Source organism: Oceanobacillus sp. M60 (assembly GCF_053839645.1).
On record NZ_JBSSNH010000004.1, the window covers coordinates 1 to 26,386 of the forward strand.

Below are 26,386 nucleotides of genomic sequence, written 5' to 3' on the forward strand. Positions count from 1 at the left end.
TCCGCCTCAGACTCTTCCTCTGTCACTTCTCCAGCATTTTCTTCTGTGTCTGCTTCAGTTTCTTCTTCTGTTGCTTCCTCAGTACTTTCTTCTGTGTCCGCCTCAGACTCTTCCTCTGTCACTTCTCCAGCATTTTCTTCTGTGTCTGCTTCAGTTTCTTCTTCTGTTGCTTCTCCAGCGTTTTCTTCTGCATCCGCTTCAGTTTCTTCCTCTGTTGCTTCTCCAGCATTTTCTTCTGCGTCCGCTTCAGTTTCTTCCTCTGTTGCTTCTCCAGCGTTTTCTTCTGCATCCGCTTCAGTTTCTTCCTCTATTGCTTCCTCAGCGTTTTCTTCTGTATCCGCTTCAGACTCTTCTTCTGTGTCCGCTACAGTTTCTTCCCCTGTTGCTTCCTCAGCGTTTTCTTCTGTATCTGCTTCAGACTCTTCCTCTGTTGCTTCTTCGGCTTCAGCGTCTTCTTCCGCATCGGCTGCCGGCAATTCCTCGACTTCTTCCTCTTCCGTCACAAATTCTTCAGGTTTACTGAACTCCAGGTGCTCTTCACGGTCGAATGAATCGTCTGCTAAAATGTATTCTATTTGTAGTAGTGTGTCTTCATCTGCAACTCCCGTGTCTTCTATGTCATAAAACTTTTGAAATGCTTTTACAGCTTCCTCTGTATGTAGGCCGTAATAAGTTGTAGGTTTTTCTAATGCTGCAAATCCAAGCTCTGTTAAATCTTCTTTCAGATCTAGAATTTGTTCATCGTAATCCCCTAGTTTAAGCTTTATTTCTTCTGACACCGCTTCGTCCGTGGAAGAATCCTGTTCATCAACATCTGATTCTTTATCCCTATCTTCTGGCTCATTATTTTGCTCATCTTCTTTAGATGAATGACTCATCGCATATACTTCACTGACGGAAGCAAATGGAGAAGTTACCAATAAAATCACCAAAAAGAAAGGAAACCACTTTCTTCTCAAATCTTACCACCTCCTATATTTAATTCTAGCTTTCTATCTATATATCGGCAATACCTAATCTTTTCTTAAGTCATTTTTTTTAAATTGAAATCGTTTTACCGCGGTAAAACGTTCACGAAAGGTTCACTATTTTACTAGATTTTTTTATTAGCGGCAAAAGTCCTGATTTTTGCAGTTTTTTAAGTAAAATAAATTGAAAACTTCACTTAGGGATTTATTCCTTGTTATATGAATATAAATCTTCTAAATTTCTTTCCTTAGAATAGAAAGGACTATAATCGTCCAAAATAATAATTATAGCCCTTCCATTTATAATGTGTGTGCTGATTTCCTTTTAGTCTCTATCCCAATCCATTTTCCGAAGTTTACGTTTGGCGCTCTTTGCCCAGCTTTTTACTGCTTCCAAGCTTACCTGTTCTTTCTCTGCAATTTCCTGATTGGATAGTCCTTCTATAATTGCACAGTTAAACCAGACTTTTTGCTTTTCCGTCAGTATCGATGTGAATTGGGAGAAATCGGTTTCATTTTCCTGATCCAGTTTTTCCTGCGGATTCGTTCCTCCTTCATTTTTAGAGAGTATTTTTTTCTTTTTCCCATCCATATAATTTCCTGCCTGCGTCTCTACTTCCTGCTGATGCCCAAGCTGCTCTATGTATTTCCTTTCCAAAATGGATTTATGAAATACATTCACCAAACGATTTCGAATTTCAAAATTCATGTATGTCGCTAATGGTCCTTTATCCGGATTATAGTTTTCATACGCTCTCCACATGGCTACAAGTCCTTCTTGAAAATATTCCCCATCCTTATCATTAATTTGCAGCCTTGCCATTTGGTAGTACACCCTACGCTGATTCTGTTCAATAAAATCCTCCAGTTCCCATTTCTTCTTTGTCATTTTTGAACTCCCCTTTCAATAGATTGCTTTTAATCTAGCAGAAGTTAAAAATTATGTCATATTGCCAAACTAGGATTTTCTCGGAGTAAAATCGTAGTTTGTCCGGGTAAACTGTCGTTTTTTAATAAATATGCTACCGTTTAACGCTACAAACGGTAATTTATAGCTTATTTGACCTTTTTAATGACATTTTTCGACATTCTCTGTATGGACCCTGCTATAAAGTCTGATATAGAGCGTTTTATAGGGTTAATTCTTCCCTTTTTAAACAAGTAATTTTTTTATCAAAACATAAAATCTTTTATACATGCCCCTTTTTGTCTCTGAGAATTGAATATAAGTGTGAAAGGAGGTGATGACCATGGCAGTCGCAGAATTAACTGAATCGGTGTTGCAGCTTACGCTGAATGAAGGTGTGGACCCGATTACCGGCGAGTTTGTCCTAAAGCAAAAACGATTCAATTATGTGAAACCAGACGCTACTGCTGAACAGCTCTTATTAACAGCAAATGCATTCGCATCTGTTCAGCAGCATACCCTGTACGCAATCAGCCGTCGTGATGTTTCCGAAATTCATGAAAGAGAAGCTTAATGGGGGATTTAGTAAAGAAAGGAGGTGAGAACCTATGCGCAAGCTTGAATTGAAATTTGTAAATGAAGAAGGCCGTGTGGTAACCTACACGCTCGATCATCCTGTGGAACCAGCTGATCCAGCAGCTGTCCAGGAAGCAATGGATACCATTCTTCAGCAGGACGCCCTGTATTCCGCAAGCGGCGGATTAACTGAAATTCACAGTGCCCGTATCGTGGAACGTATTGTGGAAGATATTGAATTATAATCCTTTTATCGTAATAGACTTTGGCCCGTGAGGATGCTCTCCTCACGGCATTGTCTTTTATTCTAGAAAATTCTTCTGTTTTTCGTCTGAAAGCTTGTTTTTAAAATTTGTCTAAAAAGTCAAAGGTGGTGAATGCGATGGAGGCATGGATTTCTCTTTTAACCGATATTGGGTTTCCTGCTGCGGTAACCTTCTATTTATTACACCGGGTCGAAGGAAAGCTGAATCAGTTGATTGAGTCCATCTACTCGATTTCTATTCCAAAACGATTACATTAAAAAAGAGGATTTTCCCATGTTACGCCTGTGGGAAAATCCTCTTTTCTATTATTCTTGGAAAAATGCTGTTTCTTATCTTCTTTCCAGATTATAAGATTGCGCAATGGCATCTGCTGTATATTGTGCCAGCTGCTTTTTATAGCTGTCACTTTTCAGCAATGCGTTTTCTGTGAAATTATCGATAAACAGATATTCAATAAGAATCGCCGGCATATCTGTGTTCCGCAGAACATTAAAGTTCGCTGACTTTTGTCCTCTGTCGGAAACATTTAAACGGGAAGAAATATACGAATGAATGTCATTTTGTCTATTTCTTGTTTCCTGAGAAACGCCCCCATTGTAGATATACGATTCAAATCCGCCTGTTGACCCATTAAAGGCGTTGTTATGGAAACTCACAAAATAATCAGCACCCCATCTATTTGCATGGTTTGCCCGTTCTGTTAATTCAACAAACACATCTGATCTTCTCGACATTTCTACTTCAACACCCTGATACTTACTCGTTAGTATTCGCTCTGTTTCCAGCGCAATATCTAATACAACGTCTTTCTCGTTTAATCCATAGCCTTGGCCGCCTGGATCATGCGCTCCATGGCCTGGGTCAAGAAAGATTTTTACATTCGATTGCTGATCAAAAGCTTGATTGATTCGGCTTAAGGTTACTTCATCTATGATTCCATTAACACGTAAGCCATTGTCTCTTTGGAACTGTTCTACTTTTTGTTCCATATAGCTGCCAAACAACGTAGTAATACTAATATAACCATAGCCCAAACTGTTTAATTTTTGTTTAATATCCGGGATGTCATTATGACGTTTCCCTTGCTGAAATGGACTATTAGATACACTGTTCAGCTTTATTTTTGTAGCATTATCGATTGTTCCATTGACGTTAAGTCCGTAGTATTCTTGGAATCTCTTTACCTGTGTTTCCATGAAACTTCCAAAGAGTGTCGTTTCTGTAATATAGCCAAAGCCAACCGCGTTCAATTGCTCCTTATACGTCACAATATCTGCATGTCTGTCTCCACGCTGGTACGTGTCCTGTGGCGCTGCCTCATTTAATTTCGCTAACGTTACCTCATCTATGATTCCGTTTACCCGTAAACCATGGTCTCTTTGGAATTCCTCTACTTTTTGCTTCATATAGCTGCCAAAGAGCGTCGTGATACTGATATATCCGTAGCCAAGATTATTTAAATCCCGTTTGATATCCGGAATATCATCATGGCGTTTTCCTTGCTGGAATGGGCTGTTATAGACACTGTCCAGCTTTTCTTTCGTTGCTTCGTCGATTTGACCGTTAACGGAAAGTCCATAGTATTCTTGGAATCTTTTAACCTGTGTTTCCATGAAACTTCCAAAGAGTGTCGTCTCTGTGATATAGCCAAAGCCAGTACCGTTTAATTGCTCCTTATACGTCACAATATCCGCGTGTCTGTCCCCGCGCTGGTACGTATCCAATGGAGCCAATTCATCTATCTTCGCTAACGTTACTTCATCTATGATTCCGTTGACACGTAACCCTTGATCGCTTTGGAACTCCTCTACTTTCTGCTCCATAAAGCTGCCAAAGAGTGTCGTGATACTGATATATCCGTAGCCAAGATTATTTAAATCCCGTTTGATATCCGGAATATCATCGTGACGTTTCCCTTGCTGGAATGGGCTGTTATAAACGCTGTCCAGCTTTTCTTTCGTTACTTCGTCGATTTGACCATTAACGGAAAGTCCATAGTATTCTTGGAATCTTTTAACCTGTGTTTCCATGAAACTGCCGAAGAGTGTGGTCTCTGTGATATAACCAAAGCCAACCGCGTTCAATTGCTGCTTGAATTGAATCATATCTTCATGTCTGTCTCCCCGCTGGTACGTATCCTGCGGAGCAAGTTCATTCAACTTGGCTAACGTTACTTCATCCGCAATTCCGCTGACACGAAGACCATGATCTCTTTGAAATTGCTCTATTTTTTGTTCCATAAAAGTTCCAAAGAGCGTCGTAACACTGATATAACCATATCCTAGATTATTCAGCTTCTGCTTGATATTTGGAATATCATCATGACGTTTTCCTTGTTGGAATGGACTGTTATAAACAGAGTCGAGCTTTTCTCTCGTAGCCCGGTCCATTTGGCCGTTAGCCGGAAGACCATAGTATTCTTGGAATCGCGTTACCTGTGTTTCCATGAAACTGCCAAAGAGCGTCGTTTCTGTAATATAACCAAAGCCGATTGCGTTTAATTTTTTCTTAAACTGTACAATCTCTGAGTGTCTATCTCCCTGCTGATACGTACTTTGGGCAGCAAATGTTTCTACTTCGTCCAAACGCTGCTCACCAATTTCTTGGTCTTCTTCCTCGGATTCTGCGCTTTCTTCTGTCTCAGATTCTTGGCCTTCTTCCGATTCTGCACCTTCCTCTGTCTCAGATTCTTGGCCTTCTTCCGATTCTGTGCTTTCCTCTACTTCAGATTCTTGCTCGTCCTCAGGTTCTGTGCTTTCCTCTGTTTCAGATCCTTGCTCGTCCTCAGATTCTGCGCCTTCCTCTGTTTCAGATCCTTGCTCGTCCTCAGATTCTGTGCCTTCCTCTGTTTCAGAGCCCCGCTCTTCCTCGGATTCTGTGCCTTCCTCTATTTCAGATCCTTGCTCGTCCTCGGATTCTGCGCCTTCCTCTGTTTCAGATCCTTGCTCGTCCTCAGATTCTGTGCCTTCTTCTGTTTCAGATCCTTGCTCGTCCTTGGATTCTGCGCCTTCCTCTATTTCAGAGCCCTGCTCTTCCTCGGATTCTGCGCCTTCCTCTGTTTCAGATCCTTGCTTGTCCTCGGATTCTGTGCCTTCCTCTATTTCAGATCCTTGCTCGTCCTCGGATTCTGCGCCTTCCTCTGTTTCAGATCCTTGCTCGTCCTCGGATTCTGTGCCTTCTTCTGTTTCAGATCCTTGCTCGTCCTTGGATTCTGCGCCTTCCTCTATTTCAGAGCCCTGCTCTTCCTCGGATTCTGCGCCTTCCTCTGTTTCAGATCCTTGCTTGTCCTCGGATTCTGTGCCTTCCTCTATTTCAGAGCCCTGCTCTTCCTCGGATTCTGCGCCTTCCTCTATTTCAGAGCTCTGCTCGTCCTCAGATTCTGTGCCTTCTTCGGACTCAGCGTCTTCTTCTGCCTCAGCATTTTGCTCGACTTCTTCCGCTTCTGTCTCAAATTCTTCTGGCTTACTGAACTCCAGATGCGCTTCACGATCAAAGGAATCTCCCGATAGCAAGTCTTCTATCATTTGCAGTGTTTCTTCGTCCGCGATTCCTGTCTCTTCTATGTCATGAAAAACTTGAAATATCTTTACAGATTCTTCTGTATGTAAGCCGAAATATTCAGTCGGGGCCTCTAATGCAGCAAATCCAAGCTCTGTTAAATCTTCTTTCAGTTCTTGAATTGCTTCCTCTTCATCACCCAGCTGAAATTGTACTTCTTCTGGCTCTGCTTCATCGTCCGAAGCGTCCTGTTCCGCGTCTATTCTGTTGTTGTCTTCCTCTTCTATGTGCTCAACGCTCTGCTGACTTTCCTTCGATTGATTATTACTCATCGCGTACACTTCACCCGCAGTGGAAAATGGTGAAATAATCAATAAAGCAATGACTAGAAGAGGAATCCATTTTTTCCTCAAACTGCCGCACCTCCTATTAAATTTTACTTCCTTTCTTTGTATCGGCAGAAAACAGGTATTTATTTAGTATAAAAATCACAAAAATAAATACTACTCTACCAAAAGAACTGATTCACGAAGGATCGTTAAACCCAAAAATAAGTCAATGTACCTAAATTTTAATTATATGTATAGTTTAAAAATGATTTATCGTATGTAATTGCTATTATATTTTACCTATTTTTTTATTCGAAAAATAGACAGACTTATGTAAAAAATGTGAATCACAGATAAGACTAACAGAAAATTTGATTTTTAACAACATTTTTTGGAAGTTAAATTTTACTTATGTATGGGCTTATGCTATTTTCTTAACTAAGCAGCATGATGAGGAAACACCATCCTATTTAACACCAAGATTACAGGAGGCGCGACATGTATATATGTTATATGAGGAATTTCAACAAACCACCCGAATATGTAAAATTATTAGCAAAAGCCGCGAAGTACTATCAAATTGAGGTTATCTACAGTCATCCGAAAAACGTGGATGTAGATAAAGAGGTGATTAACGGGTTTACGCTGCATGATAATAAATGGCGTGAGATAGAAATCCCTGTTCCTGCATTTATTGACTTGAACAGTTATTGCTATAAATATAAAAATGTGGCTGCTTTCCTAAAAAAGAAAAGCACGCTGTTAAATCTGAAGGGATTTGGCAGTAAACTGAAGCTCTACAATACATTGATTGAAGATGGCCAGTTTGCAAAATATATTCCGGATACGGTACAAATCACGGATTTCGACTCTTTTATGCAGTTTATCCAAAAGCATCAACGGGCTATTCTCAAGCCAAGAGTCGGTCACAAAGGAATCGGGGTCTATTTGGTCCATCAGATCGATGAAGATTCCTATCAGCTATACGTCAATAATTCGGAAAAAATGCTGTCTGCGGAAGAACTCAAAACTTATATCGAAGAATTAATAGATGACAAAGTATATTTAGCACAACAATATATTCAATCCCTGACCACAGAGGGCAGTCCTTTTGACTGCCGGATACGGCTAGAAAAAAATGGAGAGGGAAAGTGGGCTGTAGCCATTCCTCTGATTCGTATCGGCTCCAATAATAAAGTTGTTTCGAATGTGGCCCAAGGTGGCGGCGTACAAAAACTGCTTCCATTTATTAAATTTCACTATCCAGAGTATTGGAAGGATATTAAAGCGGAATGTGACTATGTCGCAGAATATCTTCCTCCCAAATTGGAGGCACTCTATCAAAAACAAACCTCCTGCCTTGGCATCGATATCGGGATTGATACGGATGGAAAAATCTATATATTTGAGGTTAATGCTGCTCCCGGTGTGGAGTTTGGAGAAGCAGAAATTATTAACCTGAAAGCCGATTATTATCATTATCTTCAACAACAAGCAGCAGGTGAATAATTAAAAGGAACGATGTATGACTTATCAGTGTCATGCATCGTTCCTTTTTGCATTGCGTTGTTTAACTTTTCTTTACCAGTTTCTTCGCTTTTCTGAGGAACCCGGTTACCTTCCATGAGGTGCTGTTTATCATATCCTGAATCTGTTTTTCTTTTTTCTCTGTTTTCTTCGTTTCTTTACTTACTGCTGTTTCTAATTTGGAATTCGCTATTTCCAATTGAGCAATCTTATGTTGGTCATCCTCGATTACATCGACCAGCTGCTTTACTGGATAATTTAATTTTTCTTTCATGACATAGGCATAGTAATTGCTTCGATGGAAGGCTGCTTCGGAGATAACGTTCTTGGTGCCCGGTCCATCATTTGTCTCAAATAAATACAGATCACCGTTCGATTCAATGCCGATATCTATTCCGAGGTACATGATATGTGTTTTTCTTAACGCCTCCATTTTCTTCGGCAGTGTCTTTCCTATCGTCACTAAATTACTGTAAATCGTCTCCCATTTATTTCCATAGAATGCTTTTAAAAAGGCAACAGGTTCACTGACACCGCCCCCTTGACTGACATTCGAGACAACAGACTGCCCGATTCCGATCCGTACATAGATTTTTGCAATCGACCATTTGCCGGAGCGGTCTCTTTCCACATGCACCCGAATATCAAAAGGATCACCCTGCGGTGTTTTGGACGCAACGTATTTTTGAAGAATATAATTCCTTTGCTGCAAGACCTCATCAAAAAATTCTCGCAGATCATTTAATGGAACGTCCCACTCATTTCGCTGATAGCCTATTGTAAAGAGATCTTCTCCAATTTTTTCAATAGAGTAGATATCCTTGCCCTTTATTCCATTTCCAGGCTTAATCACGACTTTATTATATTCCATTAAATTGGGATAAACATCATCAAATGTCTTTACATTATGTGTAGGAATAATTAAATGAGCGAATTTCGGATCTTCCTTTAATATTCCTTGTAATTTCTCTTTATTTATCAGGTTTTCTCTCTTATCCGAAAGAAATGTCGTCTCTCTTAAAAAGTCCATGACTTCTTTATTATCTTTTTTAAAGCAATATATAGCTGCATCAATAAAAGGTGGAATATCGGTTTTTTTATCAACCCATTTATTATTAACCATTACTTTCCCATAAATCTTTCTTTCTTCGATACTAACATCTTTCGGTGACATATAAATAATTTCAATTCCGTATGATTTCGCTATTAATGCTGTCATTGTTGCCAGTTTTGTAGGTTTTTTAAAATTAGTCATAATACCTACTTCGTACATGGATATTCCCACCTTTTCATTCTTTTAACATGCTATTTGCTATATTCTTCATCGCTATTCTACTTTTACTTCTGCTGTGTCCGGGAATAATGCATCGACTACTTTCCCAATGACATCCCTCTTTTTTCCAACCCACGGAAAATGATGCATGGTAAGCATAGGACCCAGAGGACCGACATTCATTTCCAAAATATGAATATCCTCTCCATTGATTAAAACATCCACGCCGCATATTCTTGCTCCCGGGATAGCCCGAACCGCTTTTCTTACAGTTTCTTTGATTTCAAAACTGATCTCATCCGTTACATCAATGGCGTCTCCGCCTGTTGACACATTGGAATTCGACCTTAAGTATACCATCTCACCGTCGGCCGGGATAGTCTGAAATGTATAATTCAATTTAGATAATACCCGTTCAATTTCCTCATCTAATTTTATTTTGATGTGAATCGGATTTTTTCGTTTTTCCCGCTCTTTGTTTTTCTTCTCTACCAGTTCAGTGATAGTCGATACACCATCTCCTGTCACATTGGCCGGGATTCGGTGCGCTACACCTACAATTTCATTATTTACATACGTAAAACGATATTCTTTTCCGCTGATATATTCTTCAATAAGCACTTCTTTATGTTTTTCGCCAACTTTATGAAAGCAATGAACAAATTCATCATATTCTGTGATTTTAACGTATACATCTGTACCTTTTGCATCGTTATACGGCTTTATCACGACTGGTAAAATCGGCTGCGCCCAATCCCATGCCCGTTCGACATCTGTATTTGAAAATACGATATTCTCCGGAGCCGGGAAGCCTTTCCCTCTCAGCATTCTGCTTGTGATTTCTTTTCGGTTTGTCACTTCAATGGCCAGCGAGGTATTATAGCTGTTTACAATCATTCCTCTTCTAATGAGGTACGACTTGCCATTGTACGCCATTTTAAATCTTTTATTTGGCATCGGGGTAATCTCTACCCCTCTTTTATGTGCTTCCAAGACAATCATTCGATTCGATCGATTTAATATTCTTCCCGTTAAATCCTTTGCCCTCATAATCTCCCACCTTATGTATCTGCCAGAGAAGGAAGAAAATGTGTTTTATCCAGCTCATTCTCCGCTATATAAATTGAAATTAATAGCTACCGCTACAGAAAAACACTACGCTTTCCGTGGGCTTGAGCTCAGCCTCCTCGAAAAAAAGAAGTTCGCTTTTTTTCTGTGGGGTCTTCCCTCTGCGCTTTCCCACAGGAGTCTCCGTGTTTTTCTTCCGCTAGTTACTGTTTTCAATCATCATTCACTCATCTTTATGAGTAAAACAAAAGTATAATTCATTACTTTAATTTACGTATATCGGAAAATTGTTTATTTTTTTAGGTAAAACACACTTTTCTCATTCTCTGGCAGGCTATTTAACTACCTAATTATTTTTTTGACGGTTTCAGCGACGGTTTGTCTTTGTGATGACCTGGAATCCGGTCTTTCTTGGTTCATTTGTATAGACTAGGTCTTGTTCTTCTACATTCTCGACAGAGGACTTTTTATTTCCTTTCGCTACTGTCTTTTTAAATGTGTCCAGCACTTCTTTTTCCTCGCCGATAAGATATACTTCCACCGTATTTTTATTTATTTTTTTCGCATGGCCAAAGAGATCGTTCTTCAGTGCTTGTCTTTTGATAAAACCCAGATATCCTACCTGATTCACTTTTCCGGTTACGGTATATCTTTTTGCATACATATTAATTGCCGGTGTCCGAATCACTTTCATTTCATCTACGGCATATTTTTTTAATGGTTCTAACATGCAGAGATAATCAAAATAAAAGTTAGATTTTTCTTTCCCAATTGTTTCCGGGAAGTAATAATCCATGATAGCACCAGGTACATCTTTTGCCTTTCCTTCCAAGGGGAACAGGTGAAAACCAATTTCTGCAGTTCCGTTGATTTCCAACACCACGCCTTTCCGATTGTCCTCTGGATTAACAATAATGTCTAACCCGGCATGTGGAAGCGACGGCAGTGCCTTTAATGCATCTACGGCAATCTGTTTCACTTCGTCTGTCAATTCATCCGTGGCCTCGATCGGGTCTCCGCCAGTAGACAGATTGCTTTTTTCCCTTAAGAAGACCTGCTCTTCTTTTGCCGGAATACTTTCTACTGTATAGGCGGCTCTTTTCAGCATGGAATTCACTTCGTAATCGACTTCTATTGGCTTGGTTGCTAAATACGGATTCTTTTTTCTTTCGTTATTTTTTAGTTCAATCAATTTTTCAATGGTGTTTATCCCATCTCCAACCACATTGGCAGGAATCCGGTTCGTTGCTCCAATAACCTTATCGCCGACAACATATACACGGTACTCCTTGCCGTCGTAGTGTTTTTCTACAATATATTGACGGTAGGAATAGCTGTTTCTTAATTCTTTTAAAACAGCAGTCAGCTCCGCTTCATTATCAATATTGGTGTAGACGCCTTTACCCATGCTGCCTTTTAATGGTTTGATAATAACCGGATAACCAATTTCATTCGCGTAATCAATGATAGCTTCATCTGTTTCTAATGTCTTCCCTTTAGGGACAGGTACATTCCCCTGCTCAAGAAAAGCTTTTGTTTCTTCTTTATCCAGACATATTGTGACTGATTCATTCGCTACTTTATCCCCTCTGGAACGATAGAAATAATGCAGCGTATCTCCGTTGCTTAAAGAGTAGAATTTCCCATGCGTGCTGCTGAACATACGATGCAGTTTGCAAAGACTGGATTCGTCTCTGTACCATTTTAATTCTAATCCTCTTCTCCATCCTTCTAAAGCGATTAAATAACCGCATAGCTGATAGCCAGTCACATCATTTACAGCTTCCTTTGTCAGTGTAGGAAGGAGTTCTACTTGTTGTGTTTTCATAAAAACAGTCCCCTTATTCTACTTTTTGTTTTATTTTAAAGTGCATGTAATAGAATACAATTCGCTGCTTGTCCGGGTTTTAGGGACATATCATACGCTTTGAACGATTTCAATTCTATTAAGTTTTCTTTATATTGTGACACTCATATGGCTACTTCTTTACAAATATTTTTTTAGTTTTTCTCAAAATGCCTGTCATTTTCCAGGAGGTACTATTCAGCATATTATTCAGCCGTTTTTCTTTGCTGGTGAGTTCTTTCTCTTTTTGAACTATTTGTTTTTCCATGCCGGCGAGTGCCCTGTCTTTTTCTCTTATTTCTTTTTGCATTTGAGCGATTATGTCCGAAAGGGATTCTACCTCTTCCTTTGCATCCTTCACATGAATATTTAATTTTTCTTTTAACACATATAAGTAGTAATTACTTCTAAAATAGGCTACATCGGATTTTAATGCTTTGGAGCTGGGACTGTCATTCACTTCAAACAAATAAAAGTGTTCGCCGCTTTGATCGATGCCAACATCCAGCCCTAACGTCATAATATCCTTTCCTCGCAGTTCTTCCATTTTTTCCGGGATTATTTTTCCGAGTTTTTTTAAATATCGATAGATTTCCTGCCATTTATCCCCGTAATTTGCTTTTAAAAATTCTCGGGTATCACTGACTCCTCCGCCTTGGTTCACATTGGAAATAACGGACTGTCCGATGCCGATCCGCACATAAATCTTAGCGATTGTCCACCGGCCTCTGCCATTTTTCTCTACATGTACCCGGCAGTCAAATGGATCGCCCTGGGGCGTTCTTGATACAACGTATTTTTGAAGGAAGTAATTTTTCCCTTTTAACGTAGTATCGAAAAATGATTTCAGTTCATTTAAAGGAATCTTCCATTTTTCTGTATTAAAACCGATTTGGAGTACATTCGCTTCTACCTTTTCTATAAAGTAGATATTTTTACCGCGCAGCCCGCTTTCCGGCTTCAGCACGACTTTTTGGTACTGATTCAAGTAATGATGTAAATCTTCAACCGTCTCCATCGGATGCGTAGGTATCATTAAATGAGAAAACGCCTCATCCTTACTTAATACCTCTTGTAAATATTCTTTCGTGATGACATTTTGTCGATCTTCGGATAATAACGTCGTTTCTTTTAAGAAGTCCATGACTTCTTTCGATTCCTTTTTAAAGCAATACGGAACGACATCGATAAAAGGGGGAATATCCGTCTCTTTATCTACCCACTTATTATTGACCAGTAATCTTCCATATACTTTTTTCTTTTTTATATCGACATCTGCCGGGTTCATATAGAGCAATTCGATTCCATATGACTTGGCAATGAGTGACGTTGTTCTAGCCAGTGAATCCGGTTTTTTTAAATTGCGCATATAGCCTACTATCATCTACAATCCTTCTTCCTGTTGTTTGATAAAATCGAGTGTATTTATGATTATAGATATTTTGATCCAAATACAATTTTCCAATTAAAGTGATGAAATCTAACCTATGAAAGGAAACATATTGCTTTGCTTACCTGAGTTTAAAGTCTGGAACCCATTGTGTTAATCTGTTTTTTAGCTCGGTATATATCTCTAAACTGTCAAATGTGCCAAAGTCTGTTTTGATATGGCGATTTTCTTCGATATAATCCCGGAATAAATGCATTTGAAACTCGGTATTGTTCACATCATCGACGAAGGTTAAATCCATTTCAGGCTGTCCGATTGTAACTTGTCCGTCTTCATTTTTGCTTATGTCCAGAGAGAGCACCCCTCCGATTTGCCGGTAGACCCCAAATTGCCCGGTATACAGATTCCCGAGAGAATAGATCGCCAATGATTTGTTTGCCCGGGAATTCAGTATCCACTGCGCCGGCTGCAAGACATGCGGATGATGTCCAAGGATAATATCTGCGCCAGCATCTGATAGAGATGTAGCTAGATTCACTTGAAATGATGATGGATTTAAAGCATACTCTGGTCCAAAATGCACGGCTGCAATTACCACATCCACCTTTTCTTCTTCCTTTAAGCGCTCAATTGTTTTTCTGACAGGGATGGTTGATCCGCCGATGATTCGGTTTAATAAATATCTTTTTCCTTTAGGAAAATCCTTATTATTGGAAACCGTTGAATACGACAGCACGGCCACTTTAATACCATTTCGCTCAAATATCCGGAATGTGTCCTTGTCTGCTTTGGACTTGTGGGAACCTACATAAGGCAAACCAATTTTTTCAAGGTTCTCAATGGATTTCAATACGCCCTCTTCTCCAAAGTCAAAGCTGTGGTTATTGGCATTGGTAACGATGTCTGTGCCAAATTCCTTTAAGTTTTCTGCAATCTCAATCGGGTTATTAAATCTTGGGTACGTCGCAAGCCCAAATTCTTCCCCAGCTACGATTGATTCTAAATTAACAATCGACAAATCTCCCGCTTGTAATAATTCCTTTACGGGAGCCATCTTATCCCGGAAGTCATATTTTCCGTTTTTTATACATTTATCATATACCCTGTCATGTAGCAGAACATCTCCAGTAGCTACTAATTTCATCTGTGACATACTTATACCTCCGCCATCCGTTATTTAAACCTTCTATGAATCTGTGCTTCCACACTGTTGTTTGTAAATATACTGTACCAAAAAAGACACTTTTTGACATGATTTTATGTATTTTTCAAAAATTTCTATTGGCTGATTGGATGTCTCTTTTTACTTAGCATTGATTTAAACCGAACGGCTTTTTGTATAAGTATAAGGAAAATATTGGTTAAAAACAGATTATTTTAAACTCTCTTTGTCTGTTATTTTCAAAAGAAAAATGAACTATTCAGCGTATATATACTCCAAATAGTTCATTTTATAATAACATCCCTTTAATTAAGTCTCACAAGAATACTTCTCCTATTCTATCAGGATGACGTTATAATTTTAAACCCTGTTTTTCTAGGTCTACTAGAGAGTTCAAGATCTTTTTCTCTAATATTTTTGACGACAGATTTTTTCGATCCTTTTTTCACATATTCTTTAAATGCATCCAATTCTTCTTTAGATTCTCCGATAAGAAATATGTCGACAGTGTTGTCATCTATTTTTTTCGCATAGCCATATAGATTTCTTTCCAATGCAAATCTTTTTATTTTTGTCATATACCCTACTCTGTTTAATTTTCCAGTTGCCGTATATTTCTTTGCATATTTTTTATTCAATGGAGTTTCAGCCACCTTGATTTCCTCAATCGCTCCCGTTTTTATCGGTTCTAAGATGCTCAGGAAATCAAAATAAAAATGTGTTCTTTCAGCACCTGCTGTTTCCGGGAAATAGTAATCGATGAGCGCTCCAGGAACGTCCTTCGCTTTCCCAATCAGCGGAAATAGATGGAAGGCAATTTCAGCGGTTGCATTTACTTCTAATACGACCCCTTTTGTATTATCCTTCGATTCGACAATAATATCTACTCCGGCATGCGGGATGGAAGGAAGTGCTTTTAACGAGTCGACCGCAATTTGTTTCACCTCATCTGACAGTTCATCGGTTGCCTCAATCGGGTCACCGCCGGAAGAAAGGTTACTTTTTTCCCGCAGAAATATTTGCTCGCCTTCTTTTGGAATACTGGTTACAGTATAGCCGGCTCTTTCAAGCATATAGGTCACTTCATAATCTACCTTTATCGGCTTTGGCGACAAATACGGATTCTGTTTTCTTTCTTCATTCTTGATTTCAATTAATTTTTCAATCGTGTCTTCCCCATTCCCTGTGACGTTTGCAGGGACTCTGTTTGTGGCGCCAATCACTTTATCTCCGACGACATAGATGCGGTATTCATTGCCCTCATAATGTTTTTCCACTAAATATCGGCGGTAGGAATATTTTTTTCTTACTTCCTTCAGAATAGTTACCAATGTTTGTTCATCCGAGATATTGGTATATACGCCTACTCCCATGCTTCCGCTTAACGGCTTGATAATAACAGGATAGCCAATCTCATTCGCATAGTTAATAATCTCTTCATCGCTTTCCAAAGCTGCTCCAAGCGGCACCGGCACATCATGTTTTCGCATATAGGATTTGGTTTTTTCTTTGTTTTGACAAATACCTATCGTTTTATTGGCTACTTTATCGCCTCTGGAGCGCAGGAAATAATGCGTTTTTTCTCCATCACTTAGAGAGAAAAATTTCCCGTGTGTGGTGCTGTTTATTCGGTGCAATTTACATACGCTTGTTTCATCACTGTACCATTTTAATTCTAAGCCTCTTCTCCAGCCTTCCAAAGCTACTGCATAAGCGTCTAATTGAAAGCCTGTTATATCCTTCACTACTTTTTTGGACAGGTCGGGAAGAAGTTTTGCTTCTTGAGATTTCATAACCATTCTCCTTCATCTTTGTATTCACTTGTTTCTCATCATACATGTGAACAGGTATATTTCAATCTGCGGCTGCTATATGTATTCGTATTATTTGTTATCTGCTCTATATATGACTCTATTTTTTTCCATGCTTTCTATACACATCTTATCATAAATCTAATTTTATTCTCACATCTTTTTTACGGCTGCTTACAAATTAGAATCAGCGTGAAGAAAAAACGCCATTAAATAAGCGGCCTTCCCCTATAAAATTCAGGAAAACGGCCGCTTTACAGCATTTTCTTATTTCTATTGCCTGCGATTCCAGCTGGCATTTCAGCTAAAATACGTAAGTCCTTATCTTTTTATGATAGAAGGTTAGAAAACGTCACGATTCGCCGCTATTTCTTCTTGGTCATCTTCCTTCTCGCTTTTCTCATAACACCTGTCAGCTTCCAGGATTTACTATTTAATATGCTATTTAATTGCTTCTCTTTTTCTGCAATCATTTCTTTTAATTCACGGATTTCCTTCTGGTTATTTTCCAATTCATCCGTGGAATCTTTTACTTTTACTTTTACTTTTCTGTTTAATCGATTCTCTAAGACATACAAATAGTAATTACTTCTTAAAAATGCCACTTCGGATATAACTGCCTTGGTACTTGGTCCATCATTTACCTCAAATAGATATAATTTGCCGTTTGTATCTATTCCAATATCCAGCCCCAGGGACATAATATGTGTTCCTCTCAGCTGCTCCATTTTTTTTGGTATCTGTGTTCCGAGTTTTAATAAATTTTGATAGATTTCCTCATGCTGCCTATTAAAGTTTGCCTTGAGAAATTCTTTTGGATCACTAATTCCTCCGCCCTGGTTCACATTAGATATAACAGACTGACCGATACCGATCCGCACATAAATTTTAGCGACCGCCCACTTGCCTGTTCCGTCTTTTTCTACATGGACCCGGCAGTCAAACGGATCTCCTTGCGGGGTTCTGGACGTAACGTATTTCTGGAGGATATAATTCTTTCCTCTTACCGTGTTATCAAAAAATTCCTCCAGTGCATTTACATCAGCATCCCATTTTTCTTTATTAAAGCCGATTGTAAATAAATCGTTATCCTTCTTTTCAATAATATAGATGCCTTTGCCTCGCAGTCCTTTCCCTGGCTTCAATACAATCTTCTGATAATCATGCAGATAGCTGTCCATATCCTGGAAAGACTTAATTTTATGCGTTGGTATCATCAAATGAGAAAATTGCTCATCCTTGCTTAACGTATTTTGTAACATCTCCTTTGTTACCACGTTTCTTCGATTATCTGATAAAAAGGTTGTTTTTCTTAAAAAATCCATTTTCTCTTTATTTTTTCTCATAAAACAATATGGAGCAGCATCAATGAAAGGGGGGATATCTGTTGTTTTATCCACCCATTTATTATTCACTAGAACTTTTCCATACACCTTTTTCTCTTCTATATTAATATCCTTCGGCCGCATGTAGATTAGCTCCATGCCGTATGCTTTTGCTACTAGAGAAGTCATTTTCGCTAATTCCGTCGGCTTATTAAAATTGGTCAACATCCCGATTTCTTGCATGTCCAATCCTTCTCTCTTACTAAGTTATTATTTGAAAACCTATTTTTCTGGGTCTGTTTGAATACTCCAGATTTCGTTCCTCAATCTGTTCAACAATGGATTTTTTAGACCCTTTGCTGACAAACTTCTTGAATGTATCCAGCCCATCTTTTTTCTCACTGATAAGATAAACTTCAATCGTATTGTTATCTATTTTCTTCGCATAGCCAAAAAGGTTATTTCTTAGTGCCTGCCTTTTGATATAATTCATATACCCTACCCGGTTCACTTTCCCGCTGACGGTATATTTTTTAGCAAACATTTCCTTCACTGGCGTTTTGGCAACTTTTATTTCATCTGCTGCGCATTGCTTTAACGGTCCTAATAAGCTGAGATAATCAAAGTAAAATTGGGTTTTATTTTCCCCTATTGTTTCCGGAAAGTAATAATCGATGATTGCTCCGGGAACATCCTTTGCTTTCCCTGCTAATGGGTATAAGTGAAAACCAATCTCTGCAGTGCCATTTATCTCCAGCACTACTCCCTTTCGATTGTCACGCGGGTCGACAATAATATCTATTCCGGCATGAGGGAGAGAAGGCAGCGCTTTTAATCCATTTACAGCAATCTGCTTCACTTCTTCTGAAAGTTCATCGGTAGCTTCGATAGGATCCCCGCCAGAGGACAGATTACTTTTTTCTCTCAGGAAAACCTGCTCCCCTTTTTCAGGAATATTATTCAGCGCGTAACCGGCTCGTTCCAGCATGTAGGTTACTTCATAATCTACTTTTATCGGTTTCGGTGCTAAATATGGATTCTGTTTTCTTTCCTCGTTCTTGAGTTCAATCAATTTTTCTATCGTGTTTATTCCATCACCAACCACATTTGCCGGAATCCGGTTCGTCGCGCCAATAACTTTATCTCCAACCACATAAATTCGATATTCATTGCCATCATAATGCTTTTCCACAATATACTGACGATAAGCATATTTCGACCTTAATTCTTTAATAACTCCTGCTAACTCATTTTCATTGGATATATTTGTATAGACACCTTTACCCATACTTCCATTTAATGGTTTTATAATTACAGGATAGCCAATTTCATTCGCGTAAGCAATCATATCTGCATCTGTTTCCAATGTCTTTCCTATAGGAATAGGCACATTACTCTGTTCAAGAAGCGCTTTTGTTTCTTCTTTATTCTGACAAATTCTTACTGCCTTATTCGCTACTTTGTCTCCTCTGGAGCGAAAGAAATAATGCAGGTTATCTCCATTACTTAGTGAAAAGAACTTTCCATGTGTACTGCTGTTCATTCTGTCTAATTTACAAAGACTTGTTTCGTCTCGATACCATTTTAATTCCAGTCCTCTTCTCCAGCCTTCCAACGCTACTAAATAAGAACATAATTGGAAGCCAGTTATCCCTTCCACTACTTTTTTACTCAGTGCAGGTAAAAGCTCTACCTCTTGAGATTTCATAATCATTCTCCTCTTTTTTGTTTAATGACTAATTAGAAAAAAATGCATATTTCTTTTCCCAATCAGCTTGTTTCCTGCTGTTGTTCGTTCTACTGATTATCTAAATCCCAACAAAATATATTTCTTGAAACATCATTTTATTTCAATCTTTTTACTTAATTTACCCGATTTTTAACTTTTAACCATTTAACAGCATAAGAATTACCCTAAAAAATATTTTTCGCATGCAAATCTAAAACAACATAGCTTATTTTAAGAAATTCGAAGCATGGATTCATTTTATAGCCATTGTTTTTCAGATTATTAATATTATATAAATTAATCCTGAAAATAGATAGTTAAATTGTTAAAAATTTTGTCGAAAGAGTATTGATTGTATGACTCTCATTTCAAGAAACAAGGAAAATGTTATTTATTTTGCTTCAAAATCAGTTTTGGGATTATTCCATTGTTCCCAAGTGAATTTGATGGGTGTTTATTGAGAAGCCAGTTGAAGAAATATGTTATAATGATAAATAACTATTTAAGCGAAATTATGTTAGGAGAATTGATTATGACAGAAAATCGATTTCTAAAAAGTTTAGACCACCCTATACCGGAAAAAGCAAATAATTATATGTTGAGTACCTATAGTATTATATTAGAAGCCTGGCGAAGAGGATTAACCATTTCTTTCAGTATTGTAAAAGAAGGAACAGGTAAATTTGAACCCTCTTATGTTATTACAGATGGTAATAAAAGCCATCATTTTAGTGCCACTCGTGGCGATTTAGTTTCTAAACGAACGAAAGAATTAACAAAAAACAAAGTTAAAACGAAAGAGGTTCTAGAGAAAAATAATGTGTCTACGCCTGGAGGAAAAGACTTTAGTGCCGATATCAGTGATTCTGAAATAATACAGTATGCTGCTGAGATTCAATACCCTGTTGTGGTAAAGCCCCTAGCGGGAACTGGAGGAACAGGCGTTATCGCTGGTATTCAAAATGAAGAAGAGTTGATTGAAGCTTTAAATTATGTTCGAGTGAAATTAAAATCTCCTCATATTATTTTAGAAAAGTATTTTGCTGGAGAAGATTATCGTGTTTATGTTCTAGACAGCAAAGTAATCGGAGCTTTAAAACGAATAAAGGCAAACGTTGTTGGTGACGGTAAAAGTACAGTCAGGCAATTAATTGATCAAAAGAATGAAGAACGCGCTAAACTTCCATCGCTTACAAATCGAAAAATAAAAATCGATGATGAGCTGAGAAATATGTTACGCCGAGAAGGCTATGATCTGAACTCTGTTATCCCAGATGGGGAATTAGTCTATATCAAATCAAAAAATAATGTATCTGCAGGCGGCGATTCCATCGAAGTTACAGATGACCTGTCTGATAACATCAAACAGATTGCCGTTAATGCAGTAAGTGCTTTTGACGATTTACCTCAATGCGGTGTAGATATGATGGTGGATGAAGAAAATGATACAGCGGCTGTTATTGAGTTGAATACACGGGCGCATATTACGCAACATTTGTTTCCAATGAAAGGAAAGGCGCAGGATATCCCTTCGAAATTAATTGATTTTTATTTTCCAGAAACAGTGGATTACGACCGGACAAATGCTCAAAACTTCTTCTTAGATTTTGATTTTATTTTCGATGCTTGTATGAATGGAAATGCAACAGAAGTTGGTATTCCTGTATTGCCTTTGAGAGCATTAAAGCTTACTCGTTATGTAGTCAGCGGCTGTGAATATACAAAAGCTTTTTCCGGACGTGTGCGTCGTTTGGCATATCATGCTAAAGTCCATGGTTATATAAAACCCCTAAATAATGGAGATATCTCTATTATTGTTGGTTCCAGTCAAAAAAGAATCAATGATTTCCAAACAAGACTGGAAAGATATACAAAACGAATCAGCAAGTCGGCAACAATAACAGAAAAGAAACGTTCAAGCCCTATTATGCATGGGTTTCATATTGAAACGCCAAATGAAAAAGCTGCCAGCAGTGAGAATAGTAATTCGGAAGAAAAAGCTGCGTTGAATAAATATATCAAAGACTATGCTAAATTAAAATCAGACTATCAATATGCCGTGAACCGTCTAGCAAAATATGAGCGGGACGAGCGGACTCTAGAATTGACCCAGCGACAAAATAAACAATTAAAGAAACGCCTGCAGCAAATGGAAGAAAGTAACTCTTGGAAAATGACGAAGCCTATTCGGGCATTTACAGAAAAACTGAAAAAATAACAACATAAAGCCATAAGCACTCGGGATTTAGTATTCCTGACTGCTTATGGCTTTATTAATCTATTATTATTTTAATTTAAACTCTGGCATCCACTGCGTTAACCGCTCTGTTAATTCGCTATATACTTCCAGACTGTCGAATTTATCATGGTCTGTTTCAATGTATGGATTTTTAGCTATATAATCACTTAATAAATGCATTTGATAATTGTTTTTACGATTAGCATCTACAAAGGTCAGATCCATTTCCGGATGGTTAATTGCCACTTTACCATTTTCATCTTTGCTGATATTCAGAGACAATACGCCGCCTATTTGTCTATACAATCCTTTTTGACCGCTGTAAAAGTTTCCTAAAGAATAGATGACAAAGGTCTTTTTCCCTCTGGAATTCAATATCCACTGTGCAGGCTGAAGGACATGCGGATGATGTCCTAAAACAATATCTGCACCAGCGTCTGATAAAGATGTAGCAATATCTACCTGAGAAGCTGGCGGATTAAGCGCATATTCTCTTCCAAAGTGCGCTGCAACAACAACTACGTCCGGGCTTTCTTCTTTTTTCAAGCGCTCAATATCCCGTCTTACTTCCTTCGTAGAGCCGGCCACAATACGATTTAAAAGATACGGTTTATTTTTAGGCGGATTCTTGCCTAACGTGACAGCCGTATAAGATAGAATCGCTACCTTAATTCCTTCCTTCTCAATAATACGGAATTTTTGCTGGTCTTCTTTTGACTTATGTGAACCAACGTAAGGAAGCCCTATTTTTTCAAGGTTTTCAATTGATTTAAGCACGCCTTCTTCGCCTAAATCAAGACTGTGGTTATTCGCATTTGTGACAATGTCTGTGCCGAATTCTTTTAAGTTTTCCGCTAATTCTACCGGGTTATTAAATTCTGGGAAAGAGATAAGGCCTAATTCTTCTCCGGCTACAATCGATTCTAAGTTAACAACAGAGATATCTCCTGCTTGCAGCAGTTTTTTCGCAGGAGCCATTTTATCTTTAAAATCATATTTCCCATTTTTTTTGCTGATATCGTACACTCTAGAGTGTAGCAGCACGTCACCAGTAGCTGTTAATTTAATTTGTGACATGAACATTCCTCCACAATTATTTATCATCTTATCTCATCGATACTAGACTAGATAAATGATTATTTTTTATTCTTCACCTTCGAGCCGACCTTCCGTATAGACTCTGTGACCTTCCAAGAAGTACTATTCAAAATATGCTTAACGTCCTTATCCGCTCTGTCTTTTTTCTTTCTAAGTTCCTGCAAATCTTTATCCATTCGTCTTAAAGCATGCTGCACGGATTTTATATTATTGGTATTATACCGCTCGGAAATTTCAAAGCCTACCGTAATAAAGCTGTCATAGTCTTCCTCTTTAATACGGGTTACTTCCGATCCTTGCGGGTAGCCTTTGATAACCTCTTTAAAGTCTTCCACTGCTTTTTGATCCGTTCCAGCTACAACGACTTCAATTTCATCAAAGACCATGCTTTTCACATAACCATGCAGGTTTTGAGCAAGAGCTTGTCTCTTCAGCCATTTATGGTAATTGTATCGCTGCACATTTCCATTCACGATATATTTCCGGATATAAAGCTCTCCGATTGGCGCAGGAGCAACTTCTACTTCCAGTGCTGCTCTATTTTCAAGCGGCTCCAAAACATTGATTAAATTAAAAGAGACTCTCGATTTTGTAGTGTCTACCTTCCCTTTGGTTTCTGGGAAATAATAGTCTATAATCGCTTTCGGAATGTCTCTTGCTTTTCCTTCGATTGGGAAAAGCGCCCCGCCAATTTGTGCGGTAGGGTTCAATTCAATAACAACGGCTTCCCCTTTCAGGTCTTCGCGGTCATTGACAATTATATCGACGCCGCCCTGTGGAAAATCATCGATTGCTTTTAACGCATTGATGGCAATTTCCTTATACTCTTGCGGCAGAGTGTCTGTTACATCAACAGGGTCTCCGCCGGAGGATACATTCGTTTTCTCCCGCAAGTAAATTACTTTGTCCTTCTCCGGGACACTTTCCAATGTGTAGCCAGCTTCCTGAATAAACTCGAGAATTTCGACATCCATATGAATCAGACAGCTGTTTAAGCGGGCATTCTTTCTGCGTATCGCGTTCTTGATATCGATTAATTGCTCAATGGTGTGTTCCCCATCGCCCATAATGTTCGCAGGTACACGGTTGTACGCTGCGATTACTTCGTCGCCCACGACATAAACACGATACTCTTTCCCGCTGACATATTGCTCCAGCACGACTTCTTCATACTCTAATTCCCGGCGGACATAATGAATCGCCTTGATTAATTGTTCTCTATTTTTAATATTCGTTACAACACCATTTCCAAGACTCGCGTTGGTTGGTTTGAGAACTAATGGAAAGCCGACTGTATCCGCAAATTCGATAATCTCTTCATTGGTTGCCTCTGCTTCAAAGCCTTTTCCCTTTGGTACAGGCACGCCTGCATTGCCGAGATAGATTTTGGTATCATCCTTTTCTGATCCAATTTCTACTGCTTCGCTGGAAACCAGGTCTCCTCTTGTTCTAAAGAAGTAATGTGTCTGCTTCTCTGAGGTTAATGAAAATAAACGTCCGGGCGGGTTCACTCCAAAAATAACCATATTCTCAAAGTGCTCGGAATCCTTCGTGTACCATTTTAGCTTCAGACCTCTTCTCCATCCTTCTAATGCAACAGAAAATGCGTCCAGACGTGTTTTTCGCGCATTTCGTACAATGTCATTATTCAGATGTGGAAGACTTATCCCTAACTGATTGTCTTTCATATTCATATCCTCCTGTAGCTTCTTTCAACTCATCATTATCCCTTAAACTTCTTAAAGATCGACCCAACCGCCCGGATTGGCGAGGTTGCCTTCCAAGAGACGCTTTCGTAGTACTTTCTCCGTTTCAGCTCAGCTTTTTTCAAGGCCAGCTCGGTTTCTTCCAGTTCACGCTTGTACCATTTTAATTCTTCTACCTGTGTTTTTAAATCTGTTTTTATCTCAAAGCCGACTTTCACTGCTTCATCGACATCTTCTTCTAATACTTCCATCACGGTTGCTCTTTCTTCATCTTCCCAGATACCATGTTTAAAGTCTTCTACCATTTCCAGATCTGTACCGGCTACGACGATTTCGATATCGCCGATTTCCTTCGTCATGATATATCCATGCAATTCCCGTTCAAATGCCTGCTTGCGAAGGCCGCGGTGGTAACCGATATCTAAGACATCGCCGACCACGATATATTTCTTCATATAGACCTTTTGCTGCGGACATGGGGTGACAGTGGTCACGGTTGCGTCCCGATTTTGGAGCGGGTCCAGTACATCATGGAAATCAAAGAATGTATTGATTTGTGCAACATTCTTGTCCTTTGTTTCTGGAAAATAAAAGTCTATGATTGCTTTGGGAATATCTCTTGACTTGCCCTCGATTGGATATAATAGCCCGCCCAGCTGTGCGGTAGGGTTTAATTCTAATACATAGGCTTTGTCATCCTTCTCATTGATAATGATATCGACGGCCCCATGTGTCAATCCTGCAACGGAACGCAGCGCTTTTACTGCTGTGTCCTTCACTTCCTGGGACAGGCTGTCTAATACATCAATTGGATCGCCGCCAAGTGAGATATTTCCTTTAAAGTTTAAATAGATCAAATCATCTTTTTCAAGAATGGAAGAAAGCGTATGACCCTTTCTCGCGATAAAATCTGTTAATTCATCATTTACGATAATTGGACAGCTTACTAAACGCGGATTTTTTTCTCGCTCTGCATTTTTTAATTGAATCAACTGTTCTATCGTATGTACACCATCTCCGACAACGTTTGGCGGCTGGCGGTGCATTGCTCCGACAACTTCATCTCCGACAACATATAGGCGGTAATCTTTTCCGGCGATATATTGCTCGATAATGATGTCATCGGTGGTCCCCAGCTCTTTGGTGTAGTCATAGCATGCCTCTAATTCTTCTGTGCTGGTAATGTTAACAAAGACGCCGCGGCCAAAGCTTCCATCCTTTGGCTTCAGCACAACGGGAAACCCGATTTTACTGCCGCATTCCAGAACTTGTTCTTTGGTGTGTTCGCTGGTGAATATTCCTCCCTGCGGCACTGGAACGTCATGCTCGCTTAAGTGCTGTTTGGAGCTCCCTTTGTCTTTTCCAATAGATACAGCCTCATTGGTTACTTTATCTCCTCTGGAACGGAAGAAATAATGTGTCCTGCTATCTGAACTTAATGAAAATAATTGTCCAGGTCTCTCGGTGAACCATGTAACCATTTCACTGAATTTCTCTGAATTTTCAACATGCCACCTTAATTTCAGACCTCTCCGCCAGCCTTCCAGCGCAATTACGTATGCGTCTAATAAACTTCCGTGTACATCAGAAATAACTTCTGATGATAAATGCGATAGCCATTCAGCATTATTCTCACTCATGCCTGATCCTCCTGATTAATCCATTTTA

Annotated in this window: 19 protein-coding genes; 5 read left to right on the forward strand and 14 right to left on the reverse strand. The window is 39.0% G+C overall.

Features of this window, described 5'->3' with window-relative positions; all coding sequences use genetic code 11:
• Both ACW0TQ_RS10780 and ACW0TQ_RS10785 read right to left on the reverse strand, forming a co-directional pair.
• Positions 1-959 (reverse strand): peptidoglycan-binding domain-containing protein (locus ACW0TQ_RS10780; RefSeq protein WP_455725654.1); only part of this gene is annotated, 959 nt, incomplete at its 3' end.
• Between the two features lie 334 nt (positions 960-1,293).
• A complete protein-coding gene (locus ACW0TQ_RS10785; protein WP_341173332.1) occupies positions 1,294-1,857 on the reverse strand; it encodes a sigma-70 family RNA polymerase sigma factor in 564 nt (187 codons plus the stop codon).
• Between the two features lie 361 nt (positions 1,858-2,218).
• On the opposite strand from ACW0TQ_RS10785, the gene ACW0TQ_RS10790 reads away from it, so the two are divergent.
• The 3 genes from ACW0TQ_RS10790 to ACW0TQ_RS10800 all read left to right on the forward strand — a co-directional run bounded on the left by ACW0TQ_RS10790 (position 2,219) and on the right by ACW0TQ_RS10800 (position 2,974).
• Positions 2,219-2,449, forward strand: a complete 231-nt coding sequence (locus ACW0TQ_RS10790; protein ID WP_042529621.1) for a DUF1659 domain-containing protein — start codon at positions 2,219-2,221, stop codon at positions 2,447-2,449.
• 34 nt (positions 2,450-2,483) lie between these two features.
• Positions 2,484-2,696 carry a DUF2922 domain-containing protein gene (locus tag ACW0TQ_RS10795; RefSeq protein ID WP_341173333.1) on the forward strand — a complete coding sequence of 71 codons (213 nt, stop codon included), beginning with the start codon at positions 2,484-2,486 and terminating at the stop codon, positions 2,694-2,696.
• Positions 2,697-2,833: 137 nt separating this feature from the next.
• Positions 2,834-2,974: a YvrJ family protein gene (locus tag ACW0TQ_RS10800; RefSeq protein WP_084612819.1), complete on the forward strand. Its 141-nt coding sequence runs from the start codon at positions 2,834-2,836 to the stop codon at positions 2,972-2,974.
• Positions 2,975-3,046: 72 nt separating this feature from the next.
• Here ACW0TQ_RS10800 and ACW0TQ_RS10805 read toward each other — a convergent pair whose 3' ends face one another.
• Complete coding sequence (locus ACW0TQ_RS10805; protein WP_455725655.1) at positions 3,047-6,628, reverse strand: peptidoglycan-binding protein; 3,582 nt, start codon at positions 6,626-6,628, stop codon at positions 3,047-3,049.
• A gap of 414 nt (positions 6,629-7,042) precedes the next feature.
• Here ACW0TQ_RS10805 and ACW0TQ_RS10810 point away from each other — a divergent pair, with 414 nt between their 5' ends.
• A complete protein-coding gene (locus ACW0TQ_RS10810) occupies positions 7,043-8,053 on the forward strand; it encodes a YheC/YheD family protein (RefSeq protein WP_341173335.1) in 1,011 nt (336 codons plus the stop codon).
• A gap of 61 nt (positions 8,054-8,114) precedes the next feature.
• On the opposite strand, the gene ACW0TQ_RS10815 is transcribed toward ACW0TQ_RS10810, so the two are convergent.
• From ACW0TQ_RS10815 to ACW0TQ_RS10850, 8 genes are all read right to left on the reverse strand, one after another.
• Positions 8,115-9,344 (reverse strand): YheC/YheD family protein, encoded by a 1,230-nt coding sequence (locus ACW0TQ_RS10815; protein ID WP_341173336.1) that lies wholly within the window; start codon positions 9,342-9,344, stop codon positions 8,115-8,117.
• Positions 9,345-9,398: 54 nt separating this feature from the next.
• Positions 9,399-10,394 (reverse strand): ATP-grasp domain-containing protein, encoded by a 996-nt coding sequence (locus tag ACW0TQ_RS10820; protein ID WP_341173337.1) that lies wholly within the window; start codon positions 10,392-10,394, stop codon positions 9,399-9,401.
• A gap of 385 nt (positions 10,395-10,779) precedes the next feature.
• Positions 10,780-12,240: an acylphosphatase gene (locus ACW0TQ_RS10825; RefSeq protein ID WP_341173338.1), complete on the reverse strand. Its 1,461-nt coding sequence runs from the start codon at positions 12,238-12,240 to the stop codon at positions 10,780-10,782.
• Between the two features lie 151 nt (positions 12,241-12,391).
• A complete protein-coding gene (locus ACW0TQ_RS10830; RefSeq protein ID WP_341173339.1) occupies positions 12,392-13,642 on the reverse strand; it encodes a YheC/YheD family protein in 1,251 nt (416 codons plus the stop codon).
• A gap of 127 nt (positions 13,643-13,769) precedes the next feature.
• Entirely contained in the window at positions 13,770-14,801 is a 1,032-nt protein-coding gene (locus ACW0TQ_RS10835; protein ID WP_212929160.1) for a CapA family protein, read from the reverse strand.
• Between the two features lie 350 nt (positions 14,802-15,151).
• Entirely contained in the window at positions 15,152-16,603 is a 1,452-nt protein-coding gene (locus ACW0TQ_RS10840) for an acylphosphatase (RefSeq protein ID WP_341173340.1), read from the reverse strand.
• A 383-nt stretch (positions 16,604-16,986) separates the two neighbouring features.
• Positions 16,987-18,189, reverse strand: coding sequence for a YheC/YheD family protein (locus ACW0TQ_RS10845; protein ID WP_341173341.1), 1,203 nt, complete (start codon positions 18,187-18,189; stop codon positions 16,987-16,989).
• Between the two features lie 19 nt (positions 18,190-18,208).
• On the reverse strand, positions 18,209-19,654 hold the full coding sequence (locus ACW0TQ_RS10850) for an acylphosphatase (RefSeq protein ID WP_289585409.1): 1,446 nt from the start codon (positions 19,652-19,654) through the stop codon (positions 18,209-18,211).
• Between the two features lie 553 nt (positions 19,655-20,207).
• On the opposite strand from ACW0TQ_RS10850, the gene ACW0TQ_RS10855 reads away from it, so the two are divergent.
• Positions 20,208-21,893 (forward strand): ATP-binding protein, encoded by a 1,686-nt coding sequence (locus ACW0TQ_RS10855; RefSeq protein WP_212929164.1) that lies wholly within the window; start codon positions 20,208-20,210, stop codon positions 21,891-21,893.
• A 66-nt stretch (positions 21,894-21,959) separates the two neighbouring features.
• Here ACW0TQ_RS10855 and ACW0TQ_RS10860 read toward each other — a convergent pair whose 3' ends face one another.
• Genes ACW0TQ_RS10860 through ACW0TQ_RS10870 form a run of 3 tightly spaced genes read right to left on the reverse strand, consistent with a single transcriptional unit; the run spans position 21,960 to position 26,358 of the window.
• Positions 21,960-22,991, reverse strand: a complete 1,032-nt coding sequence (locus ACW0TQ_RS10860; RefSeq protein WP_341173342.1) for a CapA family protein — start codon at positions 22,989-22,991, stop codon at positions 21,960-21,962.
• A gap of 59 nt (positions 22,992-23,050) precedes the next feature.
• Entirely contained in the window at positions 23,051-24,700 is a 1,650-nt protein-coding gene (locus ACW0TQ_RS10865; RefSeq protein WP_341173343.1) for an acylphosphatase, read from the reverse strand.
• 35 nt (positions 24,701-24,735) lie between these two features.
• Positions 24,736-26,358 (reverse strand): acylphosphatase, encoded by a 1,623-nt coding sequence (locus tag ACW0TQ_RS10870; RefSeq protein ID WP_341173344.1) that lies wholly within the window; start codon positions 26,356-26,358, stop codon positions 24,736-24,738.
• Positions 26,359-26,386 lie beyond the last annotated feature (28 nt).

Coding starts and splice junctions, on each gene's coding strand:
- ACW0TQ_RS10785 (WP_341173332.1), bottom strand. CDS start 1,857: ATGACAAAGAAGAAATGGGAACTGGAGGATTTTATTGAACAGAATCAG.
- ACW0TQ_RS10790 (WP_042529621.1), top strand. CDS start 2,219: ATGGCAGTCGCAGAATTAACTGAATCGGTGTTGCAGCTTACGCTGAAT.
- ACW0TQ_RS10795 (WP_341173333.1), top strand. CDS start 2,484: ATGCGCAAGCTTGAATTGAAATTTGTAAATGAAGAAGGCCGTGTGGTA.
- ACW0TQ_RS10800 (WP_084612819.1), top strand. CDS start 2,834: ATGGAGGCATGGATTTCTCTTTTAACCGATATTGGGTTTCCTGCTGCG.
- ACW0TQ_RS10810 (WP_341173335.1), top strand. CDS start 7,043: ATGTATATATGTTATATGAGGAATTTCAACAAACCACCCGAATATGTA.
- ACW0TQ_RS10815 (WP_341173336.1), bottom strand. CDS start 9,344: ATGTACGAAGTAGGTATTATGACTAATTTTAAAAAACCTACAAAACTG.
- ACW0TQ_RS10820 (WP_341173337.1), bottom strand. CDS start 10,394: ATGAGGGCAAAGGATTTAACGGGAAGAATATTAAATCGATCGAATCGA.
- ACW0TQ_RS10825 (WP_341173338.1), bottom strand. CDS start 12,240: ATGAAAACACAACAAGTAGAACTCCTTCCTACACTGACAAAGGAAGCT.
- ACW0TQ_RS10830 (WP_341173339.1), bottom strand. CDS start 13,642: ATGATAGTAGGCTATATGCGCAATTTAAAAAAACCGGATTCACTGGCT.
- ACW0TQ_RS10835 (WP_212929160.1), bottom strand. CDS start 14,801: ATGTCACAGATGAAATTAGTAGCTACTGGAGATGTTCTGCTACATGAC.
- ACW0TQ_RS10840 (WP_341173340.1), bottom strand. CDS start 16,603: ATGAAATCTCAAGAAGCAAAACTTCTTCCCGACCTGTCCAAAAAAGTA.
- ACW0TQ_RS10845 (WP_341173341.1), bottom strand. CDS start 18,189: ATGCAAGAAATCGGGATGTTGACCAATTTTAATAAGCCGACGGAATTA.
- ACW0TQ_RS10850 (WP_289585409.1), bottom strand. CDS start 19,654: ATGAAATCTCAAGAGGTAGAGCTTTTACCTGCACTGAGTAAAAAAGTA.
- ACW0TQ_RS10855 (WP_212929164.1), top strand. CDS start 20,208: ATGACAGAAAATCGATTTCTAAAAAGTTTAGACCACCCTATACCGGAA.
- ACW0TQ_RS10860 (WP_341173342.1), bottom strand. CDS start 22,991: ATGTCACAAATTAAATTAACAGCTACTGGTGACGTGCTGCTACACTCT.
- ACW0TQ_RS10865 (WP_341173343.1), bottom strand. CDS start 24,700: ATGAAAGACAATCAGTTAGGGATAAGTCTTCCACATCTGAATAATGAC.
- ACW0TQ_RS10870 (WP_341173344.1), bottom strand. CDS start 26,358: ATGAGTGAGAATAATGCTGAATGGCTATCGCATTTATCATCAGAAGTT.